This is a genomic window from Micromonospora sp. NPDC093277, from assembly GCF_044765245.1.
GTDB lineage: Bacteria > Actinomycetota > Actinomycetes > Mycobacteriales > Micromonosporaceae > Micromonospora.
Genome location: NZ_JBIWJO010000016.1, coordinates 25,575 through 50,595, shown reverse-complemented (window position 1 = coordinate 50,595; position 25,021 = coordinate 25,575). Strand labels below are relative to the sequence as shown.

The window sequence follows — 25,021 nt, the reverse complement described above, 5'->3', positions numbered from 1 at the left end:
GTCCGCATGCGACGGGGGCGGTCAGGCGCGATCCGGCGGAGCGGCGAGATGGTGATCTAGGTCACATCGGACGACCGGTTCCGGGCATGCATCGGCGACCGGATGAGCGCGGCCACCGCGAGACGGCCGGTTCAGGCGCACCGGGGCGGTTGGTCGTCGCGTCCCGGGTCAGGCTCGTCGGCGAGCTCGCGCCGCCCGCTCGCCGGGGCGTCCGGCGGCTCGTCCGTCGCCACGTCCGGCGCGGCGCCGAGCAGGGCCGCCACTTCGTCGTCGGGCAGCAGGCTCAGCCCGCTGACCAGCGGGCCCAGATCGTCGCAATCGCGCCGGCAGGTGGGACAGGAGGCGAGGTGTCGCTCGAACTCCGCTTCCTCCGGGCCGTCCAGGGCGCCGAGCAGATAGAGGGTGGCGGACGGATGGCCGGCGTCGCCCGGTCCGGAACCTGTCATCGGTCAGCCCTCATGCGGCACGCTCCCACCTTCCGTGGCGTCACGCACGACACGCCGCGCGTCACGGCACGGCCAAGTCTGACATCCTCTGTTACCTCAAGGGAGAGGTTCCCTGAGTCGCCCCCGGGTTTCCGCCGCCCTGCCGGCGACCTAGCCGCCCTGGGCGTTGTGCTTCGCGACCAGGCTCGGGAGTTCGTCCAGCGAATCGATGCGGAACAGGCACCGATCAGACACGGCGGGGATGTCGAGGATGTGGCCCCACGGACCGCGCCGGATCAGGCAGGTCTTCATACCGGCCGCCATGGCCGGGCGTACATCATTGTCGGGCCGGTCGCCGACGTACAGGATCGAAGACGCATCGCCGTCGACCTCGCGGATGATCCGCTCGAAAAAGGCCGGTGACGGCTTCGCCACGCCCCAACCGTCCGACGTGCCGATCACGTCCACGGAAAGGTCGAGAGCGCGGAGGATCGCCTCGGCGTGAGCTGGCTGGTTGCCGGCCAGGCCCACGAACAGGCCCTGGTCCTTCAACGCGGTCAGGCACGGTCGCGCATCGGGGTAGAGATCCTCCTCGCCGAACGACTCCGGCTTGCCGGCAGCTGCTCGGAGCTCGAGCTCGGCCGCGAGATCGATCCCGGGCCGGAAGACCTCGAAGGTCTCCCGATAGTCCAGACCCCGGGCGATCACCGCACCGAAGACCGCCGACAACGTGTGCCGTGGAACGCCGAGCCAGTCCGCCCAGGTCTCGAACTCGCGGGACTCGTCGAGAATCGTCCCGCCGACATCGAAAAAGATCGCGTCGATCACTTGCGTCCCTGCTTCCCTGCGTACGTCGGAGTCGTCGAAGTACCGCTGGCCCGTCGGGAGCCGGAGGGCCGCGATCCCGCCTACCGGTGGATGGTAGGCGGGATCACCGGAACCTCGCTCACGATCAACACGGGGCACGTGACACCCCGGACGGTTCAGTCCTGGGTACCGGTGTGCCAGAGGGATCGTCCGTTGATGGAGATGGTCACGTTGCCGTCGGCCTGCAGGACGAGGATCGCCCCGTCGTGGCCCTCCGTGCTGGTGCTCCAGACCCAGCTTCCCGCTCCGTTGTAGAGCGCCAGGTTACCGTCGCCCTGAAAGACCAGCTTCGCGCCGCCCTTACCGGCGGTGCCGGCCCGCCACACCGTCCGCCCCTGGTCGATCAGGGCGACCTCACCGTCGGTACGCAACGTCAACCGGAGCCGATTGGTCGACCACGCCTGCCCCCGGGTGAGCACGGCGGTCCCGTGCACCACCCGGGTCTGCCAGTTGGGCTTCGGGGCCGGCGCCGGGCGGGCCCGCGTCGCGGCCGTACGTGGCTTGGCCGTACCCGTCCCGGCCGTGTCCGTCCCGGTGGCACGCTTCGGCGTGGTACGCGGCGGGGCGGCCGACTGCCGCGGCCCGCTCGGCGGGCGGCCGGCGGTGGGTCCGGCCACGGGAGCCGCCACGGCGGGGCGGCCACCCAGGCGTGGGTCGCGGGCGTAGTACTCGGCGTACCGCCGAACCAGGTCGACGTGGGTACGCAGTCCGGCCGACGCGGGCACGCCACCAGCCTGCTTCACCGCTCCTGGTCCCCAGACGAAGGCCGCGACCGCCAGCGGGTACGGGTCGGCGGCCAGCCCGGACAGCTCGCTCGTCAACGCGCACATGGTCCGGCCGACAGCGGGGATCGCGGCAGCCGGGTCCCACGGGGACGTGGTGGCGGGGTGGGGCGCGTACGAGGTCCACACCTGCGGGGTAAATCCGGCGATGCCCTGGGCGCCGCCGGTGCCCAACCGGTTGGCGTTGAAGGCCGAGGCGGCCATCAGCTGCGCGGCGATCCTGGCCGGCGGCATCGCGGCGCAGGCCCGCCCGGCGGACAGCACCAGCGGCAGGTAGTCGTCCGGCACCGGCGCCGGGGCAGCGGAGACGGCGGCGGACCCGGTCGGCGGCGACGACGGCGAGGCGACGGCGAACTCGGGACGCCCCGCGTACCAGGCGGCAAGCCGGGCCACCGTGTCCACATAGCCGGTCGCCGCTGCCGGAACGCCACGGGCGGTCCGAACCTCCGCCACCCCCGACTGGAACGCCCCGAGCGCCAGCCGCCACGGGTCCCCGCCGACGCCGGCCCGCCGGACCTGCCCGACGAGGTCGCACATCGCGTGGGCGAGGGCGACGATGTTCGCCTTCGGATCGGCCCGGCGCGCCGTGGCAGCCGGCTTCCACCGTTCCCACTGCTCGGCGGTGAGTCCTGCGGTGCCCGTGCCCCCGGTGGCCGAGCGGACGTCCGCGCCGAACCCCGACGCCGCCATGACCTGACCGGCCAGCCGATCCGGTGTCAACGCCGGACAGGACAGGGCGGCCGCCTGGACGGCCGGCAGTTGGTCGGTCGGCACCGGACGCCCGACGAGCTCCCTGTTGCCGGCGATGGCGGTGCCGAACCCCGCAGTGGTCACCACTCCGAGCAGGGCGACCAGTGCCAGGCCCGCCGCCGCCGTGACCCACCGGGGAAACGAGGCGATGCGGACGGCCAGGGACGGAACCTTCGCGGCCCGCGCCGAACCGTTGCGCCAGCCGGTATGGCGGATCACCACCGCGAGTGCCGCCACGACCAACAGCACGGTCAGCAGCACCGCGACCAGCCGCGACAGGTGCGGCGCGGCCGACCCGGACGCCGGTGCGGCCTCGCTCTCCTCGGCCAGTTGCAGGGTGACCGCCGCCCGCGGATTGATCATGCCGTGTCCCCGGACCGGGTCGGGTGGCCCGGCCGCCCCGTCGGCGGTGGCCTCGATCCGGTGCCGGACCTGTGCGGCATCGAGGTGCGGGAAGGCCGACCGGATGAGGACCGCGAGCCCGGCGACGGCGGCGACGGCGTACTGGCTGCCGCTGCTGGAACGGACGGCTGGGTCCCCGGCCCCGAGGCTGGGCACGTCGATCCCGGGCGCGACGACGTCGACCTGTCCGGGTCGGTACTGGTCGACGGGCTGTCCCTCGGGGCCCACGCCACCGACCCACAGCACGCCCGTCGAGGCGGGCGGCGCGGGTCGCGGCGAGACGTCCGAGGACGGCTCGCTGACCGCCGCGGCCACGACCAGGACGTCGTGCTCCCGCGCCTGGACCAGCGCGCGGGCCACGGCCGGGTCGGTGACGTCCACGTACGACCCGAGGGCGACGACCCGGGCCCCGGCGGAGACCGCGACCTCGATCGCGACGGCCCCGTCGGCGGGCGTGGACGACGGCACACCGGCCACCACCCGGATCGGCAGGACCGTCGCTGCCGGCGCCATCCCGGCCACTTCGCCGTCGGCGACCGGCCCTGAGCCGTCGGTCCGGCTCCGCGCGGCGAGGATGCTCGCCATGGCCGTGCCGGAGCCCAGGCAGTCGATGTCCCCGTGACCGGTGCCGGCGGGGATGTCCGCTCCCGGGGTCACCCGGCCGGCCAGTTCCGCGAGCCCGCCGTCCACACCGGAGTCCACCACCGCGGCCAGCACCCCCTCGCCCTGGCTGCGCTCCCACGCCTGGTCGACCGCGAGCCGTCGGCGGGCCCAGTCCGACCGCGGCCTGGCCGGCTGGGTCGTCGAGCAACCGTCCCGGGGCGGGGCGGCGGAGCGGGACGGCTGCGCGGGTTCCCCACCGGCCGGCGGGACGGCCTCGGTACGCACTGAGGTGACCGGCTGCGGGCCGGCCGATGCCGGCGAGAGCGGAGCCGGGCTGGGCAGCACGCCGTACCGCACCCCGTCGCCGACCGCATCCCAGGGCAGGACCAGCAGCCAGCCGGGCCGTAGCGTCTGGTCGTTGCCCAGGGCCGCGCCGTCAGGCTGTCGCCGGCCGGCGTTGAGGTGGCGGATATCGGTGGCCCGGCCCGGCGCGCCGAGGAACCATCCGGCGATCTCGTCGAGGTTCTCCGGCCGGTCCTGGTGGGTGCTCCCCACCACGTAGTACTTCACGAACTCCCCGGCCGGTGTCTGGCCGGCGGGCTCCGCCCGGGCGGGCTCGGCGGCAGCCACCAGGGGGCCGGCACCAAGGGCCAGGCACAGCGCCAAGGCCACCCACCCGCGAACGTCGACCGTCACCTGTTGCCTCCATCGATCGGATCGGACTGGGCGGACACCGCCAACGACCAGCGGGCCGGGATCACCGCGCCGATCAGCACCGGCACGACAGGGCGGTCCGGGCGGCGGGCCAACTGCCGGGCCGCCATCAGGTCCGGCCCACGAAGACCGCCGCTGATCAGGATGCCCGGCTCGGCCGGCGCGTCGGCCGGCCCGGGGAACGCGGGCAGCCGGCGACAGCCGGGCAACGCGTCGGGTCCCAACACGTCACCGACCACGGTCAGCCCGTGTCTACCGCCCCGGACCTGCCAGGCCAGCCGGATCGCCTGGCGGCGGCAGGCGTCGGGGGAACCGGTGATGGTGAGGACGTCCCGCACCTGGGCCAGGTCGATCCAGAACCGCCGCCGCCCCTGCCAGCCGAGCAGAATGGGGATGCCGCCGACCGGGGCCGGCTCGTCCGGGTCCAGCCAGCGGCCCGGCGGCGTACCGGAGCCGGCCGTCACCTCCGGCATCCGGAAGTCCAGCACCTCACCGGGCACGGGTGGTTCGGGCTTGAGGCGGATCGTCATCCCGGCCCGGACACCCCGGGGTCGGTCCGCGACGGGCCCGGGCCGGCCCGGGTCGCCGCTCCCGCTCGCCGGCCGGTCGGTGTCCGGCCCGGCCGCCCGCCCGACGGAAGGCTCGCCGTCCCGGTTGACGGCCGGCAGCGGTACGACGGCCTCCTCGATGGCGGAAGGGTCGGGAGTCACCTCCGGCCCGCCCGTGCCGTCGTCCCCCGCCGGAGCATCCACGCCCGCCGGTGCCTCCGGAGCAGCCGCCGCCGGGCCGGGTGCCTGCGCGTCGGCTTGTCGAGCCTGCGGACCGCGGGCGAGCCGAAGGACACGCAGGGTGGCACCGGCCGGGACATACCGCCGCACGGTCATCGCCAGCAGGCCCAGCACGACGACCGCCACGGCGATCATCAGGTAGCCCGGTGCCGCCCCGGCCGGCGGGCGGGGATCCGGCGAAGCGGCGGCTGCCGGCGCTGAACCGGCCCGGCCACCGGCGGACGGTTCCGGCAACGGCCCGGTGTGGACCCCGGGTCCGCTCGCGTCGGTCGGCAGGCGCAGGATCCATCCGGGACTCAGCTGGGTCGGGTCGGTCAACCGCCCCCCGTCGGGCTGAGGCCGGCCCTGGTTGAGCGCGAAGATCTCCCGGAAGCGGTTGCCGTCGCCGAGCGTCTCGGCGGCGATCCGGAACAGGTACTCCCGCTGGCCGTCCTGCTCGCGGCCGACGATGTAGTACCGGTCGGCCGGCGCCGCGCCGCTCGGGTTCGCGACGGCGTCGGAGGCCGGCCGCGAGGTGACACGGGCGGGTGCGTCGTGCCGCGGGCCGGCCGCGGCCGGCGCCGCAACGGTGATCGCCGAGGTGAGGAGAATCCCCCACACCCAGCCGGCAAGCCGGGCCGCCGTCCGAACCATCCGCGTTCTCCCTCGTGTGACACCGCGCCGAACGACTCCCACGGAGCCGGACGGTGCCGTCGTGTTCACTACGAACGGGCGCGCCGCTGGTTCAGTCACTTCCCACAGTCGCGGGCGGCGATCGGGCCGAGCGTCGCCCTTGTCTCCTCGCCCCAGCCGGAAAGCACCGACCGTCCATTCCGGTGTCAACGCCTGGCCGCGCTGCCCCGGGAACGGGCCCGAGGACCGCGTGAACGGGGTAACGGCCCGGCCCGGGACGGCGTGCACGAAAGTGCCGAAGCCCCGCCGCACCCTGTCGTCCGCTCCCGACCCGGGCTGACACTCGTCCCGCCGTACCCCCTGGGAAGGAGACTCCGTTGACCAGAGCCCTACCACACAGATCATCCGGAGGTCAGCCGGCCGGCCGCCGGATCGCCCGCATCGCCGCCGCCGGACTCGGCCTCCTGCTGCTTCCCCTGATCGGCGTCCGGCCGGCCGACGCGGCTCCGATCGCCGCCGACCACCACCGGACCACAGGAGTGCCCGCGAGCCGGACGCTGGCGCCGACCGGACCGCTCCAGCGGCTCGGCACGACCACGTTGCACCTCGTCGATCACGGCCGCCCGGACCCCTGGGTACCGGCCGCCGGCGACCGCCAGCTGATGGTCTCGTTGTTCTACCCGGCGAGCGCGGCACCGGGGCCGGGCTCGCCCTACGTCTCCACCACCCTGGCTCCCGCCGTGCGGGAGTGGGGAGTCCCCGGCGTGCCGGAGGCGAAGCGCGCCGCGGTACGCCCGGAGCGGCTGCGCGGCCACGCCGTCGTCGACGCGCCGGCGTCCCTGGTGGCCGGCGGGCGTCCGCTGGTGATCCTGTCGCCGGGGTTCGAGCTGAGCCGCACCTCGTTGACGATGCTGGCGGAGGAACTGGCCAGCCGCGGTTACCTGGCAGCGGTCGTCGACCACCCGTACGAGGCTCCGGTGGAGCTGCCGGACGGTCGGGTGACAGCCTGCGCCATCTGCGGCACCCGGGACCCCGCGGTCGGTCTCGCCATCGTCCGCAGCCGCACGGCGGACCTGCGGTTCGTCCTTGATGTCCTGAGCCGCCGGTCGATGTCCTGGCTCGTCGACGCCAGCCGGGTCGCGGTGGCCGGCCACTCGATCGGTGGCGCGAGCGCGGTGGAGGTCGCGCGGACCGACGGCCGTTTCGACGCGGCCGTCAACCTCGACGGGATGTTCTTCGCCGAGCTGCCCAACCAGCATCCCGACGTACCGGTCCTGCTGGTCAGCCAGGGCGTGCCGACGGCCGGCCCGCAGGCGTTCTGGCCGGAGGCGTGGGCCGCGCTGGCCGGGCCACGTCGCTGGCTGGACGTCACCGGCGCGGGCCACTACACGTTCGCCGACACCGTCTGGCTGCTCGACCGGTTCGGCGTGCGCAGCGCGGTCACGCCCGACGTCGCCGGGCTCTTCTACGGGACCATGGCCGGCACGCGGGGGGTCGAGATCACCAGGGCGTACGTCGTGGCGTTCCTGGACCGGCACCTGCGCGGGAAGCCGGGCGATCTGCTCGACGCGCCCAGTCGCGCGTATCCCGAGGTGACCTTCGTCGGCTAGTTGCCGGAGGGCCCGGGCGGCGTCGGCGGTGACGCCGCCCGGGACCGGCTAACCGTTGAACCGGGCCGCGCCACGCTCGTCGGTGGTCACGTAACCGGAGGCGATGTGGCCGAGACTACGCTCAGCCACGGTGAGCGCGTTGTTGAACTCGTTGAGCCCCGCGTTCCACTCCGCTTGCGCCGCCCCGTAGCCGTCGATCGCCGCACCGTTGTTGGCGGCCGAGTAGTTGCGGGCGGCCGCCTCGAGCGCGTGCAGGGACTGGACGAGCGAGTTGTAGATCTGCCGCAGGCCGGTGCCGACGTCTCCCATGCCGCCGATGTCGGCCATGTAGTTGGTCATGCCATGCTCCTCTCGGCGTACCGGTTGCTCACCGGACGGCCCAGTTGCCGCCGAACGCCTGCTGCACCTGTTGGGCGTTGCTCCCGGCGTCGTCCTCCGCGACCTGCGTGTCGCTCCTGAACGCCTGCATGTCGTCGGCGAGCGACTGGAGCGCCGCGTTGATCCGGTTGAGGGCCCGGTCGGCCGCCTGCATGCCGGCCTGGTAGACCGGCGACGCGCTGTCGCTACGCCAGTGGGAGTTCAGCTCGGCACTGAGGTTGTTGAGGTTGCTCCGCGCCGTCGCCTGGTCCTGGACGGTGTCGGAGAACTGGTTGACCAGCGCGGCGGTGCTGGCCTCGTCGATAATTAGTGGTCTGGGCATCCCTTCGTCCCTTCCCGGCTGATCCGGGTCGCCGTTCGCGGAGGCGGTCTCCGCACCCTCCACAACGTCCGTGGCGTCGCGGAGTTCACCGCGGGCGACCGCTTCCGGGCCCGCCCAGGCCGATGACCAGTGCACCCATGTGCGAACGGGGCCGGCGGTCTGCCGTACCGGACAAGGTTTGCCCTCTGGGACGACGAGCGTGACCTACCGGCGCTACGGCACCGTGCTCCAGGCCCACGTCAACACACTGCGGTACCGGATCGGCCGGATCGAGCAGCTGACCGGTCGGCGTCTCGCTCACCTCGACGACCGGGTAGACCTGCGCCTGGCACTGATGACGGACGGCCCGGCCGAACGGCCGTGACGACGGCGGCGCCTCCGCCACGGCGTGCGGCCCGGTCGTCGAGGCCGAGGGCGCTGCGCAGGTAACGCAGCGCGTTGTGCGTCCGGGACTTGACCGTGCCCTCGGGGATGCCGAGGATCTCGGCGGCCTCCCGGGTCGAACGCTGCCGCACGTACACCTCCTCCAGCACCCGCCGGTGGTCGACGCTGAGCTGACACAGCGCGCCACGCACGGCATGGACTGAGACGAACCGTTCGATCGCGTCGTCGGTGTCGGGGATCAACGTCAAGTCGATCGCGCCGACCTCGCGCGGGCGGATCCGCCGCGCCCGGGTGGCGTCGATCGCGATCCGGCGGGCAACGATGAACAGCCACGGCCGCACCTCGTCGACGTCCGGGCTGAGCCGGTCGAGGTGCCGCCACGCCCGCAGCATCGCCTCCTGGAGGAGGTCCTCGGCGAGCTGTGCCTCGCCGAGGGTGAGGCGCAACAGGAAGGCGCGCACCGCCGGCGCGTGCGCCTCATAGATCGCCGCCATCCGTTCGCTCGCGCTGGGCGGCCTCGCCATCGCGTCGTTCGGCATTTCCACGGGAGCTACCTCCGTCATGGTGTTCCCCGTTCCGCTCCGACCGTGAGCCAGGACATCGAGGTCCCCTTCTCTCGTCATCCAGCGCCGTGCTCTCTCCATCACAGTCGGTCAGCCGCGGTAGGACCATGCAGAACCACAGGCAGAACTACGCCGGCGGATCCGCCGTCCCGGCCCGTTCCGCGGCTGAACCAGTTCCCGTGTAACGCCGTTGGACAGGGGTGCGGACCGGCTCGGTTCGGGTGTCAAAGGAGGTCGCGATGCTGCCCACTCCGTCGGTGCTTCCCGTTCTCGCCGCGCTCACCGTCACCGTCGGGGTCGGTCCGGCCGACGCGGCGCTCGCGGCGGCTCGGGCCGCGGCGCGCGCTCCGGCCGACCTTCCCGACCTGGCAGTACCCGCGAACGGGTGCGTCGGGGCGTCCCCCACGGTCGCCGCCGAGCCGTCGTGGGCGTTCCAGCGGCTCGCCCCGCCGGTCGTCTGGACGTTGACCCGCGGTGACAGCGTCGTGGTCGCGGTGCTCGACACCGGGGTGAGCGCGACGGCGCCCGCGCTGGCCGGTGCCGTCCGGCCCGGTGTCGACGTGGTGCGGGGCGGTCGGGCGGACCTGGACTGCCGTGGCCGCGGCACCGCCCTCGCGGGGCTGGTCGCCGCCCGTCCGCAGCGGGGCAGCGCGATGGTCGGGATCGCGCCGGGCGCGACGATCCTGCCCGTGCGCATCGTGGACGAGCAGGGACGGGTGCCCGACGGGGCGCTGGCGGCCGGGTTGCGCGCCGCGACGCAGGCCGGGGCGAAGGTGATCCTCGTCGGAACCGGCACCACGCATCCGGACGCCGCGCTGCGCGCCGCGGTCCGCGAGGCGGTCGCCGCCGACGTGGTGGTGGTCGCGCCGGTCGCCGGCGAAGCGTCCGACCGGTCGACGAAGGCCGGCGACGTGTGGTACCCGGCCGCGTTTCCCGAGGTGATCGCGGTGGGTGGCAGCGGACCCGACGGCACGGTGTCTGGCTCGCCGCCGGCGGAGGCGGGAGTGGACGTCGCCGCGCCCAGCGAAGGCGTGGTGAGCATCGGCCCCGTCGGCCGGGGGCACTTCCGGGTCGGTGGCACCGCGGTCGCCGCGGCGCAGGTCGCCGCGGTCACCGCGCTCGTACGCGGCTACCGGCGCGACGATCATGTCGGCGCGGTGACCGACCGGATAGTGCGCACGGCGGAACCGCCCGTCGACCCGGCGCTGGCGCGGTTTGTCGGCGCCGGGATGGTCGACGTGCGCGAGGCGGTCGCGGCGACCGTCGTCGGGACCGCCGTGCTGGACCCGTTGCCCGCCGACGCGGAGACGCCACCCGCGGCACCGCCGCGCTCGCCGGCCGCCTCGATCGCCGTCGGCGCGAGCGCCATCGGGCTCGCCGCCGCCGCGCTGGCTGCCGCGATCCTGGCCACGATCCGCAGCGGCCGGCGCCGGGGGTGGCAGCGGTGAAGCGCCGCCGCCGTACCGCTGGCGTGCGGCCTCGATCCGGTGCGGCCGCAACCCGGTGCGGCCTCGACCCGAGGGCGGTGTCCGGACGGTGGCGCGATGCGGTGGGAACAGGGCTCAGGGCGCCCTGAGCAGCGGCCCGGTCGGCAGCAGCTCCAGCAGGGACCGTGGTACGGAGGTCGCCTGGTCGGCCGACTGGCCGAGCCGGCGAGCGGCCTCGGCGTCGGCGACCGGGAACTTCACCCCGTTGTCGGCGACCAGGTAGAGGTTCGTCGACTGGGCCTGCCCCTGGTCGGCCGCCCGCACCAGGCCCCCGACACCCGGCGCCACGACCACGGCGGAGGCCGTGGCGGTGCTACGGGTCACGCCGCCGCCCACAAAGGTCGCGGCGCTCGCGGTCAGGCGGGGCGCGGGCCCGACGGTGAGCTCGCCGGTGCCGCCCCCCTGCCGGACACACCACGCGGTCCCGGCCGGGCTGTCGGCGAGCGCCGGAGACTCCTCGGGCAGCCCTTCGGCGACGACCCTGGACGCCGAGCGCGCCACCTGCCCGAGCGCGGCCGGGCTGAGCCGGGCCGGCTCGACCGGGCCACCGCGGTAGAGGTCGGCGGTCCGCGGGTCGCCCGCGACGATCGCCTCGGCCACCGGCGACAGCTGGCTCAGGCCGTCGCGCAGCAGGATGAAGGTGCGGGCCGGTCCCGACCCGGCCGGCGCGGTGAACAGCTCACCGATCCGCGCCACCCGGCCGTCGATCGTCGGGCCCGGTTCACCGTGCCCGGGGATCGCGGCGGGAGCGATGTCGGGTCCGGGCGGCAACAGGTCGGCCCAGCGGGTCTCCACCGTGAGCGTCGGGGCGTCGTAGCCGAGCACCCGGGCCATGCGGTCGTCGGCGAACCTGAACCTGCGCCCCTGCCAGACGAGGAACAACGGGCCGTCCGCGACACGGACGACAATGGCGCGCGGCAACGGTGCCGGCGGCTCGCCCGCCTCCCGCGTCACGGCCAGTGTCGTGGCGGTGGAGACGTTGCCCGCCTGGTCGTTCGCGGTCTGCGCGCACGCGCTCCAGACGGCGCCGACGACGGCGCCGGAGGCCGGGAGCGCGTCCGGCGCGCCGACCACCCCGATCGCCGGCCCGTGCGGCACCCCGACCAGTGACCGGCTCGACACCGACACGATCGACGGGCGCTGCTGGAACAGCAGCAGCGCAGAGGCGAAGTTGAGCACCGGCCGGAGCTGCCCGTCGAGAAGCACGTACCTGCTTCCGGTCTCCTTCTCCGTGATCAGCACGCCGGGTGCGCGCCAGGACGTCGCGCCACCGGGCCGGATCAGCCCGTACACGCCGAACCCGCCGGCGACGAGCGCCGCGACGAGCAGGCTCACGATCGCCCCGACGACGGTACGCCGGTGCGGGTTCTCGGGGGTGTCCGGCTCCCCGGACACCAGAGCGCAGGCCAACCGACCCAACACGAAACTGTGCGCCTGCACCTGGTCGCGACGGGACCGCATGTCAACCACCCAGCCCGCGCGCGACGGCGTACACGCCCATGACCTGCAGCAGCACGGGCACCAGCGCCACCGTGGACAACAGCTGCAGGAGGTCCCCGGCCCGTCCCCAGTACGGCGACGGCCGCCGCTCCCCCAGTGCTCGGGCCACCAGGAACAGCACCAGCACGGCGCCCGGGGCCAAGCCGAGCCCGGCGCCCAGCCGGACCCACGACGACGCGCCGGCAAGTCCGGCGACCGCCACGGCGGCCAGCCCGAGTACCGCGGGCAGGCCGACCGCCAGCCGGTGCCAGGCGCTCGTCATCGGCCGGATCATCAGCAGCCGCGCGACGGCGACGAGGACGACGAGCAGAACGGCCGCCCAACCGCCGTGCGCGGCGAGCACGACCAGGGCGACCGCGGTGGCCGCCCCGCCGCCGGCGTACAACGCCGTCATACCGCGGTCCGCGCCGGCGCCCCGCGCCAGCAACGGCGCGCTGGGCTCCGGGTCGATGTCCTCCTGGAGATGCTCGGGCTTCGTCGGCAGGGGCGCCAGCCGGATCCGCGCCAGCCGCGCCGCGGCGAGCGGCACGGAGACGACCAGCAGCGTGGCGACGACCGCGACGACGCCCGCCGACTGCGCGCCGGAGAGCCCGGCCACCGTCAACCCACCGCCGAGCGCCCCGAAGGCGGCCGCCGCCGCCACGGCGACGAAGGCCGCGCGCCGATGGCCGGCGAGGTAGCCGGCCAGCACCGCGGCGATGGCCGCCGCGGTGCTGCCGGCCAGGGTCTGCGCCCCGCCCAGCACAGGTGCCGCCGGCGTGGACATCAGGTCCGGAACGGTCAGCCCGGCGAGCGCCGCGGCTGCCGTCGCGGTCGCCGCGCTCAACACCCCGAACCGGCGGTCGCCGAGGCCACGGGCGTACGCGAACGCCCCGACCAGGCTCAGCAGACCCAGCACGGCGGCGACCAGCGACCGGTCCGCCGCGGGGCCGGGCAGCGCGAGCACGACGAGGCTGACCGCCGCCGCCACGGCCGCGGCGGTGACCGCGGCGACCGGAACCATCTCCGGCCGCCAGAGACCGGACCGCTCGGACACCGCCGTCGCCACCCCGTCGATCACGTCGTCGAAGTGGACCGGCGGGATCTGGTCCGCCTGCGGCCGCAGGAACACCGTCTCCCCGTCGCGCAACGCGAGCGATCCGACGCTCGCCTGCTCGTCGAAGGGCGCCTCACCGAGGCGCTGGAGGATCCAGCCGCCGTGGGCCAGGCCGGCGTCGGCGAGTTCCTCGCCCAGATGGTGCAGCAGCGCCGGCAACAGGTCAGCCACGACCACATCCGCCGGCACTGCGATGTCGATCCGCCGTCGCGGACCGGCCACCACCAGCCGGGTCATCGTCACCGAGGTCGTCGTCACGCTCTCCACAACGTCGGCTCCCGCCGCTGGTTCACCGTCACCAGGCGGTGGTGAACCCGCACCCGGATGCTGTCGTAGAGGGGGAGTGCGAACCTGTCCTGTTCGCGCGGGAGGAGCTGGGTGATGCTGCTCGTGCCGAGGCGGGAGCCGAACCCGCACGACCTGTTGCTGCGGCTGGCCGGCCGGCTCCCCGACGAGGTGACCACGGAGTGTCGCCGGTGGCTCAGCCAGGGGCTCGACGCCGACGTGGCGCAGGCTGTGCTGTTCGCCCTGCTGGCCGCCGAGATTCCGATCGGTTCCGACGACGTGGAGTGGCTTCGCGAGCTGCTCGTGTCCACCGGACACGACCCGACCGCGGTGGACCCGATCCGCGGCGACCCGTCGCCGTTGCGCTACGGCGCGGCTCCCATCGGCCCCGCCGTCCTCGCGCCCGACCCGGCAGCCGTTCCGTACACGCTGGACCTGACCCGGGACCATCCGGACGCGTTCGGCCTCGACCCGATCGACGTCTCCGCCGTCGCCGTGGTCCGCGCCGCGTCGGCGCGCGCCCTGTGGCGGAGCTGGCGGTACCCGCCGCCGGGCCGGGCCGAGCCGCCGGCGCGACGGGTCTACCTGGTGCTGGCGCCGCACCGCGCGCCGGCCGACCTCGCGGCACTCGCCGCCGCCACACAGGACGCGCTGATCGCCGCCGGTGAGCGGGATCCCCAGGTCGAGGTCTTCCCCGACGTCGACGATCTGCCGCCCTACCAGCGCCACGCGCTCGAGTTCGCCGCGCTGCTGTGGGCCTCGGATCCGACACCACCGGTCCGGATCGCCTCCGGCGAGGACGGGCCGGACCCGTACGTCGGGCCCCGGCTGGACGGTCCCGAACGCGACCTCGTGCTGTCCTACCTGGACTCGGGCCATCCGCTGCTGATCCACCATACCGGGGACGAGGACGCCGTCGAGGCGGCCCTCCCGCGATCAGGCCGGCGGGTGACCGTGTACCGGACCGACGGGGCGTGGATCTGGACCGACCTGGTGGCCGGCGACCTGCGGCGGCACGGCGTACCGCCGCAGGAGGCGCTCGTCGCGCACATCCGCCGCCGCGAGCACCGCCCGGCCGACCTCGACTACGTCGCGGTCCACCGGGCCCTGTCGCGTCTCTACCTGCACGACCTGGCGTCCTGAGCGCCGCCCGTCAGGCCACCGGCGACAACGGCCGGACGTCCTCGACGGTCAGCGTCCGCATCTGGTCGACACTGGGCGTGGAGACCGCGCGGAGCCGACCGGCCTGGCGGGTGGCGGCCTCGTCGAACACCCTGCGCGCATACCGGGCGTTACCGAACGAGCGCCCCTTCGGGACCGTCTCGAAGTGCTCCCGCAACGCGGCCAGGGTGTCGCCGGGGCAGTCGTACCCGCTGGCGGAGGCGAAACCGACGAAGATGTCGACCAGCTCGTCGGGGCTGTAGTTCGCGAAGTGGATACGCCGGGTGAACCGGGACCCGAGGCCGGTGTTGGCCGCGAGGAAGTTCTCCATCTCCACCTCGTAGCCGGCGGCGATGACGACCACCTCGTCGCGGTGGTCCTCCATCAGCTTCACCAGCGTGTCGATCGCCTCCCGGCCGAAGTCCTGGCGCGCGTCCGGTGGCGCCAGCGTGTACGCCTCGTCGATGAACAGCACACCGCCGCGGGCCTTCTCGAACGCCTCCGTGGTGCGGTGCGCGGTGTGCCCGATGTACTCCCCGACCAGGTCGGCCCGCGACACCTCGACGAGTTGCCCGCCGGGCAGCACGCCGAGGGCCGCGAGGAGCTGCCCGTACAGCCGGGCCATCGTGGTCTTGCCGGTTCCCGGTGGCCCGGAGAACACCAGGTGCCGGGAGACCGGCGGCGCCGGCAGGCCTGCGCGGAGCCGGGTCCGCACCGTGGCCAGCAGGTCGATGACGTCGGCGACCTCGCGCTTCGCCTCGCCGAGGCCGACCATCTGCCGCAGCTTGTCGAGCAGGCCGTCGACCTCGGCCCGCTGGTCGGTCTCCGCGACCGGGCTCGCCGGCTCGCCGAGGTCCGCGGGAAGCAGCCGCGCCAGATCCACCCCGGAGAACCGGCTGTCGCTGGAGAGCCGGAACGCCTGCCTGCCGATCATCTCCTCGAACACCTTGCGGGCCACCCGCGCGTTGCCGAACGACTCGGTACGCGGCATCCCGTCGAACATCCGCGACAGCGCGAGGCGGGTGTCGTACTCCAGCGCGTAGTGGTGGGTGCGGCACAGCCGCTCCACGATGCTGACCAGCTCCTGGGTGCTGTAGCTGTCGAACTCGACGGTCTTGGCGAAGCGGGAGGCGAGGCCCGGATTGGAGTCGAGGAAGGCGCGCATCTGCGCCGAGTAGCCGGCGACGATCACCACGAGATCGTCACGGTGGTCCTCCATCAGCTTGACCAGGGTGTCGATCGCCTCCCGACCGAAGTCGTTGCCCGAGCCACCGTCCGGCGGTGACAGCGTGTACGCCTCGTCGATGAACAGCACACCGCCGAGCGCCTCGGTGAACGCCTCGCGCGTCTTCACCGCGGTGCCGCCGATGTGCTCCGCGACCAGCTCGGCCCGCGACACCTCGACCAGCTTGCCGGCGGGCAGCACCCCCAACGCCCCGAGAAGCTGGCCGTACAGCCGGGCCACGGTGGTCTTGCCGGTGCCGGGTGGGCCGGCGAAGACCATGTGCCGCGACATCGGCGGGGTGGGCAGTCCGGCGGCCGCCCGCCGTTGACTCACCCGGTGCAGACCCACCAGCGTCGCGACCTCACGCTTGACCGTCGCGAGGCCCACCAGGCCGTCGAGCTCCGCCAGCAGCGGTGCGACCGGGTCGGCGTCGTCGGCGGTGGTGGCGGTGCGCGCATCGGCGGACGCGCCGCCGGGTACGGCCGGAGAGCCTGGGGCCATCGGGAGAGCGGGGATCGGGGCGGCGGCGTCGGGCTCGGGCCGACGCGACGGAGTACGGCCGCTTCCGTTGCGGGACAGGCTCGTGCCGGTCGTCGCGACAGGGTTCGCCGGATCGGCCCGGACGCCCTCGCCGGCGTTGTCGACGATCTCGCACTCTGTCACGGCACCGGTCGAGCCAGGATCGAAGCGTGCCCCGTCACCGCCGGAGCCACTGATCCGGCAGCGGGTGAGGGTCAGCGTGCCGCCGTCGGCCACCCGGGCCCCGTCCGCCCGCGCGCCGCGCAGTTCGCACGACGAGGCGGACGCGGTCGCCGCCCCGCCGACGAGGAGGTTGACCCCGGCCCCGGCCAGCGTCACACCGTCGAGTTCCAGCCGCCCACCTGCGTCGGCCGCGACCGCCGCCAGCCGTCCGCCGTGGACCTCGCCCTGGGTCAGGCGAGCGAGCGCCTGTTCGGTCACCCGGACGCCGGCTTCGGTCGGTCCGCTGATCGTGACGCCGTTCGCGGTGAGTTCCGCGTCTCCGTCGACCGCCAGCCCGATCAACCCGCCGTCGATCCGCGTACCGGTCAGCGCGGCCCGGGTCGTGTCGCGCGCGAGGAGACCGGCATGGTCCCCGCCGGACACCGTGCCGCCCCGAACCGTGACCGCCGCGGAGCCGGTCACCGCCAGCGCGGCCGCCGCACCGGCGAGCACCCCGCACTCCACCAGCTCCACGCGGGCCGCGTCGACCGCCAGGAGCGCGTGACCACCGCTGTCGGCGAACTGGCAGTCGCGCAGCGTGGCGTCGGCTCGGCCGGCGAGCAGCACAGCGTGCGAGCCGGTCCCGCGAATCTGCGTCTCCTCGACGGTCGGGCCGGCGTCACTGACCACGAGTCCGACCCCGGCGGTGTCGCGCACCACCGTGCGCACCACGGCTGTCCGGCCGCCCTCCTCGACCGCGATGCCAGGCCCGTGGACGGCACTGATCTCGCAGCCCTCGACCCGCCCACGACCACCGCGGGTGGACAGCACGGCGGCGCCCCGCACCTCGGTCAGGGCGCAACCGCGGATGGTCGGGTCGGCCTCGTCGACGACGACGATCCCCGCGGTCAGGATGTCGCTGATCGCCGTGCGCTCCACGAGGCCGCCACCGGTGCCCTCGAACAGGAGGCCCGCGCCGTGGGCGTTACCCACCCGGCCGGACCGCATCGCCAGTTCACCGCCGGCGACGTGGACCGCCACGACGCCGCCGCCCTCGACCGCGCACTCGCGCATCTCCAGCCGGCCGGCCCGCACCTGGACGGCGGGCAGGGACTGGCCACCGCCCCGCAACGCCAACTCGCGCAGCACCGGGTCACCGCCGACGACCAGCACCGCCGGGCCGTCGCCGCCGTCCACGACGACCGAACCCGCGCCCTCCTCGGCGAGCACGGTCACCGCGGCGTCGAGGGTCAACTGCTCACGGTAGGTTCCCGCCTGCACGATGACCGTGCCGCCGGCGCCCACCCGCGCGACCGCCTCGCCGATCGTGGCGGGCCCGTCGGCTTCGGTCTGGGACACCGAGATCACGTTCAGGTTCAAGGCCTACCACCTTCGACAGAGGCCGGCGCGCGGCGGATGGCGGCCGCCGCCGGTGGCGAATCCAGGTGCGGTGCCGGAAACGGCACACCGTTCGGGTCGAGCCCGGGCGCGAAGTCGACGACCGCCGCCGGCGATCCACCCGGCGCCGCGGCGAGGGCCGCGCGGAGCCGGGCAACCATCTGCTTGCCGGTGGCGCCGACGGATGCCCGGCCGACCGATGCCAGGTCCTGCAGCAGTACCCGGGGCCGTCCGGGCTCGTCGGTCGGATCCACGGCCAGCACCGCGAAGCGGGAGCCGGGCGGGAAGAGGGCGCTGCCACCGTCCGGCGCGCCGAGCAGCCCCAACCGGCGCGCGCTCGCCGACCAGATCGCGTACTGCACGCCCGTGCCGCCGCCGGGCGTGAGCCGGGCGTCCAGGAACGCCGGCTCGGCGATCTCCTCCCCCGGCCGGTACGCGGCGAACACGTCCAGGTCGTCCGCGCCGCTGACGACGAAGACCGGTCCGAGCGCGACGGGCAGCCGCCGCAGTCCGTACGCGGCGCACCGGGCCAGCAGCGCGGTCCCGTCGGCCGACGCCTCCCGCTCCGGTCCGCGCAGGTGGGCGTTCGTCGTGGCACGCGCGTTTGCGAAGTACGCCCGCAGCGCCACGAGTCCGGTGACCGTACCGTTGTCGCCACCGCCCGCGCGGAGCCCGGGTTGCTCGGCGAGCAGCCGGGACACGGAGCGGGCGAACGAGTCGTAGCGGCCGTTCAGCCCCCGCCGCAGCTCCGCGCGGTCCTCCGCCGCCGGTGCGGCCGGCGGCCCGACCAGTCGAAGGCCGGCGGGGACGACCGGCACCGGGAAGTCGTGCGCGGCCGGCTCCCCGACGTGCGGCGCGACCGGCGACCTGTCGAGGTCCGGTTCGCCCCCGTCCGGCTCGATCGGCGCCCCGGCGGGAGGATCGACCGGCGCCCCGATCGGGGAATCGGCCGGCGCCCCGATCGGGGAACCTGCCGGAGTCTCGGCCGGCAGCTCGGCGGGCGGCTGCGGATGCGGCTCGACCGTGGGTTCGGCCGGCGGATCGGTCACGGCCGTACGACTCGCCGAGGTGGCGGCCACCCGCGAACCGGGGGCCGGTGCGGCGGTCACGGCCACGTGGGCTGCCGTGGGCAGGCTCACGACCGGCGATGACGTGGTCCGTGGACCTGCCAGGAGGTCGAGCAGTTCGGGGTCGATCGGGGTGGGTGTACGCACGGTCGGGGCGGGGAAAGCCGGCTGCGGCCGGCCGTCCTGGTCGGCGGGAGGTCCGTCGTGGTCGGCGGGGACCAGGTACCGCGGCCGCCCGGTCGGCAGCACCGGCCCGATCTCCTCGCGGGGGCCGCCGCCGGCGGGCCACCACCCGAAGCCCTGATCGCAGAGGACCAGCCCGGTCGCCGTCGCCTGGACCGGGCCCGCGGCGCCGAGCACCGGCGCGGCGAGCGCCCGGGCCATGCCGGAACAGAGCAGTGCTCCACTGGCGGCGGGTGGGATCGACCCGCGCGGCACCAGGAGAACCGGGTCGTCGACCTGCGTGCTGCGGACGCCGGCGACCAGCTCGGCGAGCCGCGCCGCGCCGACCAGGCGTCCCGCGATCCGCGGTCCGGCGGCCGACACCGGCAGCTCGACCACGAAGACACCGGCCACCGGCGTGGTGAACAGCGACGGCCGGTCGGCGGCGAACGACCATCCGGCCGGCGTCTCGATTCCGGGCGGCGCCGGTTCCGGGTCGGGCGACGCCCCGGCCGCCTCGCCGGCGGCCGGCGCCGCGACCACGGGCTCCGGCACCACCACGTCGACACCCGCCCGGTCGAACGTGGGCGGTGCCGCACCCGCGACGTCCTCGGTCGCTCCCTCAACGCTACCGGGGACCGCCTCGGTCGGTCCCTCAACGCTGCCGGAGACGCCCTCGGTCGGTCCCTCGACACGACCGGCGACGGCGTCGGCCAACTGTTCGGCGGGAGCGGTGACCGGCTCGGCCCGCTCCTGGACGCGGCCGGTGACCGGCTCGTGCAATGGCATGAGGGCGATCTGCTCCCCCAGCGCCGTGCTGAGCCGGTCGCCGCCGTGATCGACGGTGACACCCTCGGCGTACCGGCCGAACGGGACGACCCGGAGGCCGCCCTCCGCACCCCCGAGCCACTCGCTGAGCGCGTCGGGCAGCACGTCGAACAGCTCCGGGCGCGCGGTGAGCCCGGGGGCGAGGAGCACGGTGATGCGTTCCTGGCCGTCCTCCGCCACCAGGGCCGCGAGCGCCCGGCCGTCGACGGTCTCCTCGGCGGACGTACGCAGCAGCAGGGCGTCGCCGATCGGCTCACCGATGATCTCCAGCGGCGGCATCACGCCTCCTGGAGGTGTTGGCGGAGCCGGCAGAGGGCGCGATGCGTGGTGACGGCGTCGACCTCCGGGACGATGCCGTCAAGATCGTCCACCCGGCGCAACAGCCCGCGCTCCGGCACCACACCGTGCTCGCTCAGGTAGTACTCGACCGCCTCGGACCACACCCACTCGCCATCGGTGCGGTAGCCGGTCGGGACGACCGCGCCACGGGCGGGATCGCACCGGTCGGTCGTCAGCTCGTCGGACCGGATCAGGGGTGACCCGTCCCGCAGGTAACCGACGACGACCTCCCGTGCCGTGCCGCCGAGCCGCTCCGCGTCGCCGCGGTCGACCCGCGTGGCCTCGACCACGTGCACCGGTCGCGCCGGCACGGCCGCCCAGACCAGCGCGCCGACGGCGAGGACGGCACGGTGGTAGGTGGGGAGCGTCTCGGGGTCGGCGAACACGTCCACCACCGGCACCGGGTCCTCGACCTCCGCCAGCGCCTCCTGAAGCCGCACCTGGACGGTCGGCAGGACCGCGTCGGTCGCGGGGTCGGCCTGCGCCAGGTAGAGGCGCCGCGGCGGCGGCCACGGCGTCGCCACCGCGGGTACCCGCCACGCCCGCCACACGCCCAGCGCCTCGGCGGCTGCCGCGGCCACCCCTACAGCACGGTCGACGTCGTCGAGGCCCGAGGGGTCGGCCGCGGTCAGGTCCGACCCGTACGGCACCGGTTGCGGCCAGGGCGGAAGCGCCGTCGGGTGCGCCGGGGACACCACGAAGGCGTGCGGCGGCGGCGACGCCGGACCGGCGGTGGCCGCCCCGTGCGCCGCGGACTCTCCGCCCGCGCTCCGGATGGTCTCGGCCAGGAGGTTCAGGTCCTCCGGTGGGATACGCAGCCGGCCCGCGAAGACGGCGAAGTCGATGATCCTCGCGACGTCGACCGTGCGGCCGTCCACCAGCAGCCGGCGGGCCCGGAGCAGCAGGTCGTCCGGGACCTGGCCGGCGAGCCGGGCCAGCAGGTGATGGTACGGCCCGGCAGGCGCCGAGGCCGGCACGACACCGCCCATGGGTACGCCTCCTTACCCCTGCGGCGGCCGGACGGCCCCGGCCGCCGCCTAGTGCGTGTTGGTGAACGAGGTGAGCGCGTTCTGCGCGTCCTGCGTCCCGCTCTCCTCGGCCTGCGCGGCCGCCTGCGCGAACCACCCGACGTTGTGACCGTCGGACTCGGTCAGGCCCGGAAGCGACTCGGCGACACCGTGGATCGCCTCGAGCGCGCCCTCGACCAACTTCAGGGCGTACTGGTCGAGTTCGCTCTCCGGGTTGGGCACCACGTCCTGTGCGGTCGGGGCGAGGCGCACCTGCTCCTCGATCTCCTCCGCGTGCTCCCGGAACTCCTTGAACGCCTCGCCCTGCATGTACGTGGTGTCGACGCCTACTACCGGCTCAGGCATGGTCCTTCTCCCCTGCGTCCGGGCCGGCCGCGCGGAGCTCGTCGATGGCGCGGAGCGCGTCGGCGAACATCTTGTCGCCGTCGAACGAGCCGCCGAGGATCTCGGTGAGCGGCAACTGCGCCGGCATGAGCCGCTCGAAGTGGGCGATGCCGGCGTCGACCGCCTGCCGGCGCGCCGCGGTGATGGTCTCCAGCAGGAGCGAGCCGAGCTCGGCGCCCGGCATCGTCCGGTACGCGCCGGTCAGGAACTTGATCTCGGTCAGGTTGCCCTGGCCGTCAACGGTCACCTGGAACGCCCGTCGCTTCGCGGTGACCGTGAAGGTCCCCGTCGCGATGTCCCGGCTCGCCTCGGCGAACGCCTCGCGCTGCCGGTTGAAGTCGGCGTACATCTCGTCGACTTTGGCCTGTGCCTGGTCTGCCATGTCCTTCCTCCGTCTCTTCGGTGGCCGCTATGGCCGGGTGCCGCGGGGCGAGTGTGGTCAACGGCCGCGCTCGACGGCCCGGTCCGCGGTGTCGCGTGCTGGCCGCCCGGACTCGGTGGCCGGCTTGGTGGTCCCGGTCGTCGTGACCGCCGGTTCCCAGGTGACCTGCGTCTCGAGGTCCGCCTCGGTGCCGTCACGCCCGAGCACGGCGGGCACGCAGTCCGGGTCGGTGCCCCAGACCTCCTCCTCCTCGGCCAGCCAGGTGGTGCGTTCGCGCTCCTTCTCCTGACCGCCCTGCTGGCCTCCCATGCCCCCGCCCATCGGCGGCATGAACGGCATCCCACCCATCGGGTTCGCGCCGGCGGCGGTGGCCTGGTTCCCGGCACCGGCCAGCGCGCCGCCCGCCGCGGTCAGCCCGCCGATGTCGGTGCCCGTGCCGGTGCCCAGCGCGGCACCCGCCAAACCGGTCGCGCCGACCCCACCGGCCGCGCCCGCCCCCGCCGCGCCGCCGGCACCCGGGGGGCCACCGAGCCCGGCCAGGTCCATGCCCGACGCGCTCGTGCTGGGCAGATCCAGCCCGCCGGCGGCCGGCCCGAGGCCGGCGAGGTCCGGTCCCGACGACGCCGGCCCGTTCAGGCCGAACGGGTCGGTGAGATGGGACGTGCCGACAGCCGACCGCCCGATATCGCTGCCGGGTCGCAGCGTGCCACCGGAGAGGTCCCCGATGCTCTGGCCGCCTGTCAGGCCCGACAGCGAGGGGTTGTCGAGGTCGGGAATGCCGGTCGACAGGAAGCCACTCCGGTCGGCACCGGCCGGGAGCCCGGAGATCCTGTCCCCACCGGTCGCAACCCCGGAGACATTCTCGCCGCCGTCCGCAAGCCCGGAGATGTTGCCATCGGTCGCGAGCCCGGAGAAGTTGCCGGCAGGGGTCACGAGCCCGGAGACCTGGTCGGCCGGGGTCGCGAGCCCGGACATGTTGTCGGCGGTCGCGAGCCCCGAGATGTTGTCGACACCGGCCGGGAGCCCCGAGATCCGATCGGCGCTGGAGGACAGCCCGGAGCCGGTCGGCGGCCCGCCGATCACGCCGGAGAGCCGATCGCCCGCGTCGAGGCCGGTCAGGTCGGTGAGGCCAGCGTTCGCCCCGTCTGTCTCGACCGGGCCGAGCGGCCCCGCACCGGACGAGCGCGTACTCGACGGTCCGGTACTCGGGAGAGCCAGCCCGCTCACGCCGATCGGTCCACCGGTCGCCGGCAGCCCGTCAATGGTGTCCGAGCCGGTGTTCGCCCCGCTCGGCCCGGACGTGTCGAAGGCGTTGGGAAGCGTGTCGCTCTGCGGGAATCCGGTCGCGGCGAAGGAGGCGTCGGTCGTCGGCAGGCCCGACGATGGTCCAGCCCCGGTGTCCGGGAGGCCTCCGTCGGGCAGGGCCAGGCCGGTCTGGACTTCGGGCCCGATACCCGAGTCCTGATCACCGGTCAGGTCCGGCCCATCGATCTGCCCCGAACCGGTCAGGTCAGAACCGGACAGGCTGGAACCGTCGAGATCGGAACCGGACAGGTTGGAGCCCGACAGGTTCGAGCCGGACGCGTCGGGACCGGGCAGGTTGGAGCCGGGCAGGTCCGTACCGCCGGAGGTCGTGGGGCCGTCGATTCCGCTCTGCGTGTCGGGGCCGCCCTCGAAGTCCGGGCCGCCGAGGTCCGGGCCGCCGAGGTCCGGACCGCCGATGTCGGGACCGCCGATGTCCGGGCCCGTGATGCCCGGCGCGGCGGCCGGATAGTCGTAGAGGGTGATCGGGTTGGCCAGTGCGGTGTACGCCGCGTTGAGTGCCTCGTCCATCGCCGGGAAGCTGTTCTGCACCGGGATGTCGAGGTTCAGCACGACGTTGTTGGCCCACATGATGCGCATCGCCTGGTCCAACTGGACGACCCCCGCCGGGCTCGCCATGTCGACGATGCCCTGCGTCGTCGTCTGTCCCGCGCCGAAGTCCAGGTTGATCTGGAACGGCCAGGGCGCAGAAATCTTGTACGGATTGGCGAAGCCGGCTGTCCGGTCCCAGTCATCGACCTGTGCCTCCAGCTGACGCAGCACGCTGTTGATGATGTCCGTAGGCGTCGGTAGCTGGTTGAACCGCTGCCAGGCCGTGACGACCGCCTGTTTGAATGCGGTGACCTGTTCGCCACCGGCGTGCAACTGCCTGGCCCATTCGGCCGGGCTGGTGAGCTGCTCGCGGAACTTGTCGAGCTGGTACTGGACCCGTTGGAGCTGATGGCGGTACGCCGCCGCGGCCGACCCCTCGAACCCGGACCCGCTGGTGTTGATGTCGCTGATCGGCGGTATCAGGCGGTCGGCCGACGCCGACAGCCAGGCGGCCACGTTGCCGAACGAGTTCGCCGCGGCGTGGAAGGTCTGCTCGTCGAGCACCTTGTTCATGCCGCCGATCGACTCGGTGAAGTTCTGCACCCAGCTCTCGTTGTGGATGTCGTACGGCGACTTCCCGCCGTCTCCGGCGATGTAGTAGTCGACGAAGATCTCGATGAGCTGGAAGGCGGTGCCGCCGTGCGGCCAGATCGCCTTCCGGTAGAGCGTGAACCGCCCGTCGCCGGTCCCCGAGGGCACCGGGTCGTTCCACGGATCGTCGGAGCGACCCGTGTTGAGCTCGACGCTACCCAGCCGCAACCAGGGGCGGCCGGCGATGGCGTTACGGTCCACCGCCTGGGCCCCGATGACCTGCTGCAGTAACGTCTCCCAGCGTGGCGGCTGCGGCTGTGTCATCGGGGTCTCCTGTTCCGATGCGGGTGTGT

The 25,021-nt window shown here is 74.3% G+C and carries 18 protein-coding genes and 1 pseudogene; 4 read left to right on the top strand and 15 right to left on the bottom strand.

The window, feature by feature from the left end:
- Nucleotides 1-131 precede the first annotated feature (131 nt).
- From ACIRG9_RS27960 to ACIRG9_RS27945, 4 genes are all read right to left on the bottom strand, one after another.
- The gene (locus tag ACIRG9_RS27960) at nucleotides 132-446 is read right to left on the bottom strand and encodes an anti-sigma factor family protein (protein WP_402862175.1); all 315 of its coding nucleotides are present in this window, start codon (nucleotides 444-446) and stop codon (nucleotides 132-134) included.
- A gap of 150 nt (nucleotides 447-596) precedes the next feature.
- Nucleotides 597-1,253 (bottom strand): HAD family hydrolase, encoded by a 657-nt coding sequence (locus ACIRG9_RS27955; protein WP_402862172.1) that lies wholly within the window; start codon nucleotides 1,251-1,253, stop codon nucleotides 597-599.
- Between the two features lie 155 nt (nucleotides 1,254-1,408).
- The gene (locus tag ACIRG9_RS27950; RefSeq protein WP_402862169.1) at nucleotides 1,409-4,525 is read right to left on the bottom strand and encodes a S8 family serine peptidase; all 3,117 of its coding nucleotides are present in this window, start codon (nucleotides 4,523-4,525) and stop codon (nucleotides 1,409-1,411) included.
- Complete coding sequence (locus ACIRG9_RS27945; RefSeq protein WP_402862166.1) at nucleotides 4,522-5,964, bottom strand: hypothetical protein; 1,443 nt, start codon at nucleotides 5,962-5,964, stop codon at nucleotides 4,522-4,524. The genes ACIRG9_RS27950 and ACIRG9_RS27945 overlap by 4 nt, the downstream gene beginning before the upstream one ends.
- A 356-nt stretch (nucleotides 5,965-6,320) precedes the next feature.
- Here ACIRG9_RS27945 and ACIRG9_RS27940 point away from each other — a divergent pair, with 356 nt between their 5' ends.
- Complete coding sequence (locus ACIRG9_RS27940) at nucleotides 6,321-7,553, top strand: alpha/beta hydrolase family protein (RefSeq protein WP_402862163.1); 1,233 nt, start codon at nucleotides 6,321-6,323, stop codon at nucleotides 7,551-7,553.
- A 48-nt stretch (nucleotides 7,554-7,601) separates the two neighbouring features.
- Here ACIRG9_RS27940 and ACIRG9_RS27935 read toward each other — a convergent pair whose 3' ends face one another.
- Both ACIRG9_RS27935 and ACIRG9_RS27930 read right to left on the bottom strand, forming a co-directional pair.
- Nucleotides 7,602-7,892 (bottom strand): WXG100 family type VII secretion target, encoded by a 291-nt coding sequence (locus tag ACIRG9_RS27935; protein WP_402862160.1) that lies wholly within the window; start codon nucleotides 7,890-7,892, stop codon nucleotides 7,602-7,604.
- 28 nt (nucleotides 7,893-7,920) lie between these two features.
- Nucleotides 7,921-8,253 (bottom strand): hypothetical protein, encoded by a 333-nt coding sequence (locus tag ACIRG9_RS27930; protein WP_402862157.1) that lies wholly within the window; start codon nucleotides 8,251-8,253, stop codon nucleotides 7,921-7,923.
- A 70-nt stretch (nucleotides 8,254-8,323) separates the two neighbouring features.
- On the opposite strand from ACIRG9_RS27930, the pseudogene ACIRG9_RS27925 reads away from it, so the two are divergent.
- Nucleotides 8,324-8,533 (top strand): annotated as a pseudogene (locus ACIRG9_RS27925) (hypothetical protein); the annotation flags it as partial.
- Here the strand turns inward: ACIRG9_RS27925 and ACIRG9_RS27920 are convergent.
- Entirely contained in the window at nucleotides 8,493-9,131 is a 639-nt protein-coding gene (locus tag ACIRG9_RS27920) for a sigma-70 family RNA polymerase sigma factor (RefSeq protein WP_402862322.1), read from the bottom strand. The pseudogene ACIRG9_RS27925 and the gene ACIRG9_RS27920 overlap by 41 nt on opposite strands.
- A 308-nt stretch (nucleotides 9,132-9,439) precedes the next feature.
- On the opposite strand from ACIRG9_RS27920, the gene ACIRG9_RS27915 reads away from it, so the two are divergent.
- On the top strand, nucleotides 9,440-10,648 hold the full coding sequence (locus ACIRG9_RS27915; RefSeq protein WP_402862154.1) for a S8 family serine peptidase: 1,209 nt from the start codon (nucleotides 9,440-9,442) through the stop codon (nucleotides 10,646-10,648).
- A gap of 114 nt (nucleotides 10,649-10,762) precedes the next feature.
- Here ACIRG9_RS27915 and eccB read toward each other — a convergent pair whose 3' ends face one another.
- Complete coding sequence (gene eccB / locus ACIRG9_RS27910; protein WP_402862151.1) at nucleotides 10,763-12,148, bottom strand: type VII secretion protein EccB; 1,386 nt, start codon at nucleotides 12,146-12,148, stop codon at nucleotides 10,763-10,765.
- 1 nt (nucleotide 12,149) lies between these two features.
- On the bottom strand, nucleotides 12,150-13,541 hold the full coding sequence (gene eccD / locus ACIRG9_RS27905; protein ID WP_402862148.1) for a type VII secretion integral membrane protein EccD: 1,392 nt from the start codon (nucleotides 13,539-13,541) through the stop codon (nucleotides 12,150-12,152).
- Nucleotides 13,542-13,664: 123 nt separating this feature from the next.
- Here eccD and ACIRG9_RS27900 point away from each other — a divergent pair, with 123 nt between their 5' ends.
- Nucleotides 13,665-14,711 (top strand): hypothetical protein, encoded by a 1,047-nt coding sequence (locus ACIRG9_RS27900; protein WP_402862145.1) that lies wholly within the window; start codon nucleotides 13,665-13,667, stop codon nucleotides 14,709-14,711.
- Nucleotides 14,712-14,721: 10 nt separating this feature from the next.
- Here the strand turns inward: ACIRG9_RS27900 and ACIRG9_RS27895 are convergent, their stop codons facing one another.
- Genes ACIRG9_RS27895 through ACIRG9_RS27870 form a run of 6 tightly spaced genes read right to left on the bottom strand, consistent with a single transcriptional unit; the run spans nucleotide 14,722 to nucleotide 24,992 of the window.
- Entirely contained in the window at nucleotides 14,722-18,015 is a 3,294-nt protein-coding gene (locus ACIRG9_RS27895) for an AAA family ATPase (protein WP_402862142.1), read from the bottom strand.
- Nucleotides 18,012-20,369 carry a hypothetical protein gene (locus ACIRG9_RS27890; RefSeq protein ID WP_402862139.1) on the bottom strand — a complete coding sequence of 786 codons (2,358 nt, stop codon included), beginning with the start codon at nucleotides 20,367-20,369 and terminating at the stop codon, nucleotides 18,012-18,014. The genes ACIRG9_RS27895 and ACIRG9_RS27890 overlap by 4 nt, the downstream gene beginning before the upstream one ends.
- Nucleotides 20,369-21,418: a hypothetical protein gene (locus ACIRG9_RS27885; RefSeq protein WP_402862136.1), complete on the bottom strand. Its 1,050-nt coding sequence runs from the start codon at nucleotides 21,416-21,418 to the stop codon at nucleotides 20,369-20,371. Before ACIRG9_RS27885 ends, ACIRG9_RS27890 begins: the two co-directional genes overlap by 1 nt.
- A 48-nt stretch (nucleotides 21,419-21,466) precedes the next feature.
- Entirely contained in the window at nucleotides 21,467-21,802 is a 336-nt protein-coding gene (locus tag ACIRG9_RS27880; protein ID WP_402862133.1) for a hypothetical protein, read from the bottom strand.
- The gene (locus ACIRG9_RS27875; RefSeq protein WP_402862130.1) at nucleotides 21,795-22,223 is read right to left on the bottom strand and encodes a YbaB/EbfC family nucleoid-associated protein; all 429 of its coding nucleotides are present in this window, start codon (nucleotides 22,221-22,223) and stop codon (nucleotides 21,795-21,797) included. Before ACIRG9_RS27875 ends, ACIRG9_RS27880 begins: the two co-directional genes overlap by 8 nt.
- Nucleotides 22,224-22,280: 57 nt before the next feature.
- Nucleotides 22,281-24,992 (bottom strand): pentapeptide repeat-containing protein, encoded by a 2,712-nt coding sequence (locus ACIRG9_RS27870; protein WP_402862127.1) that lies wholly within the window; start codon nucleotides 24,990-24,992, stop codon nucleotides 22,281-22,283.
- Nucleotides 24,993-25,021 lie beyond the last annotated feature (29 nt).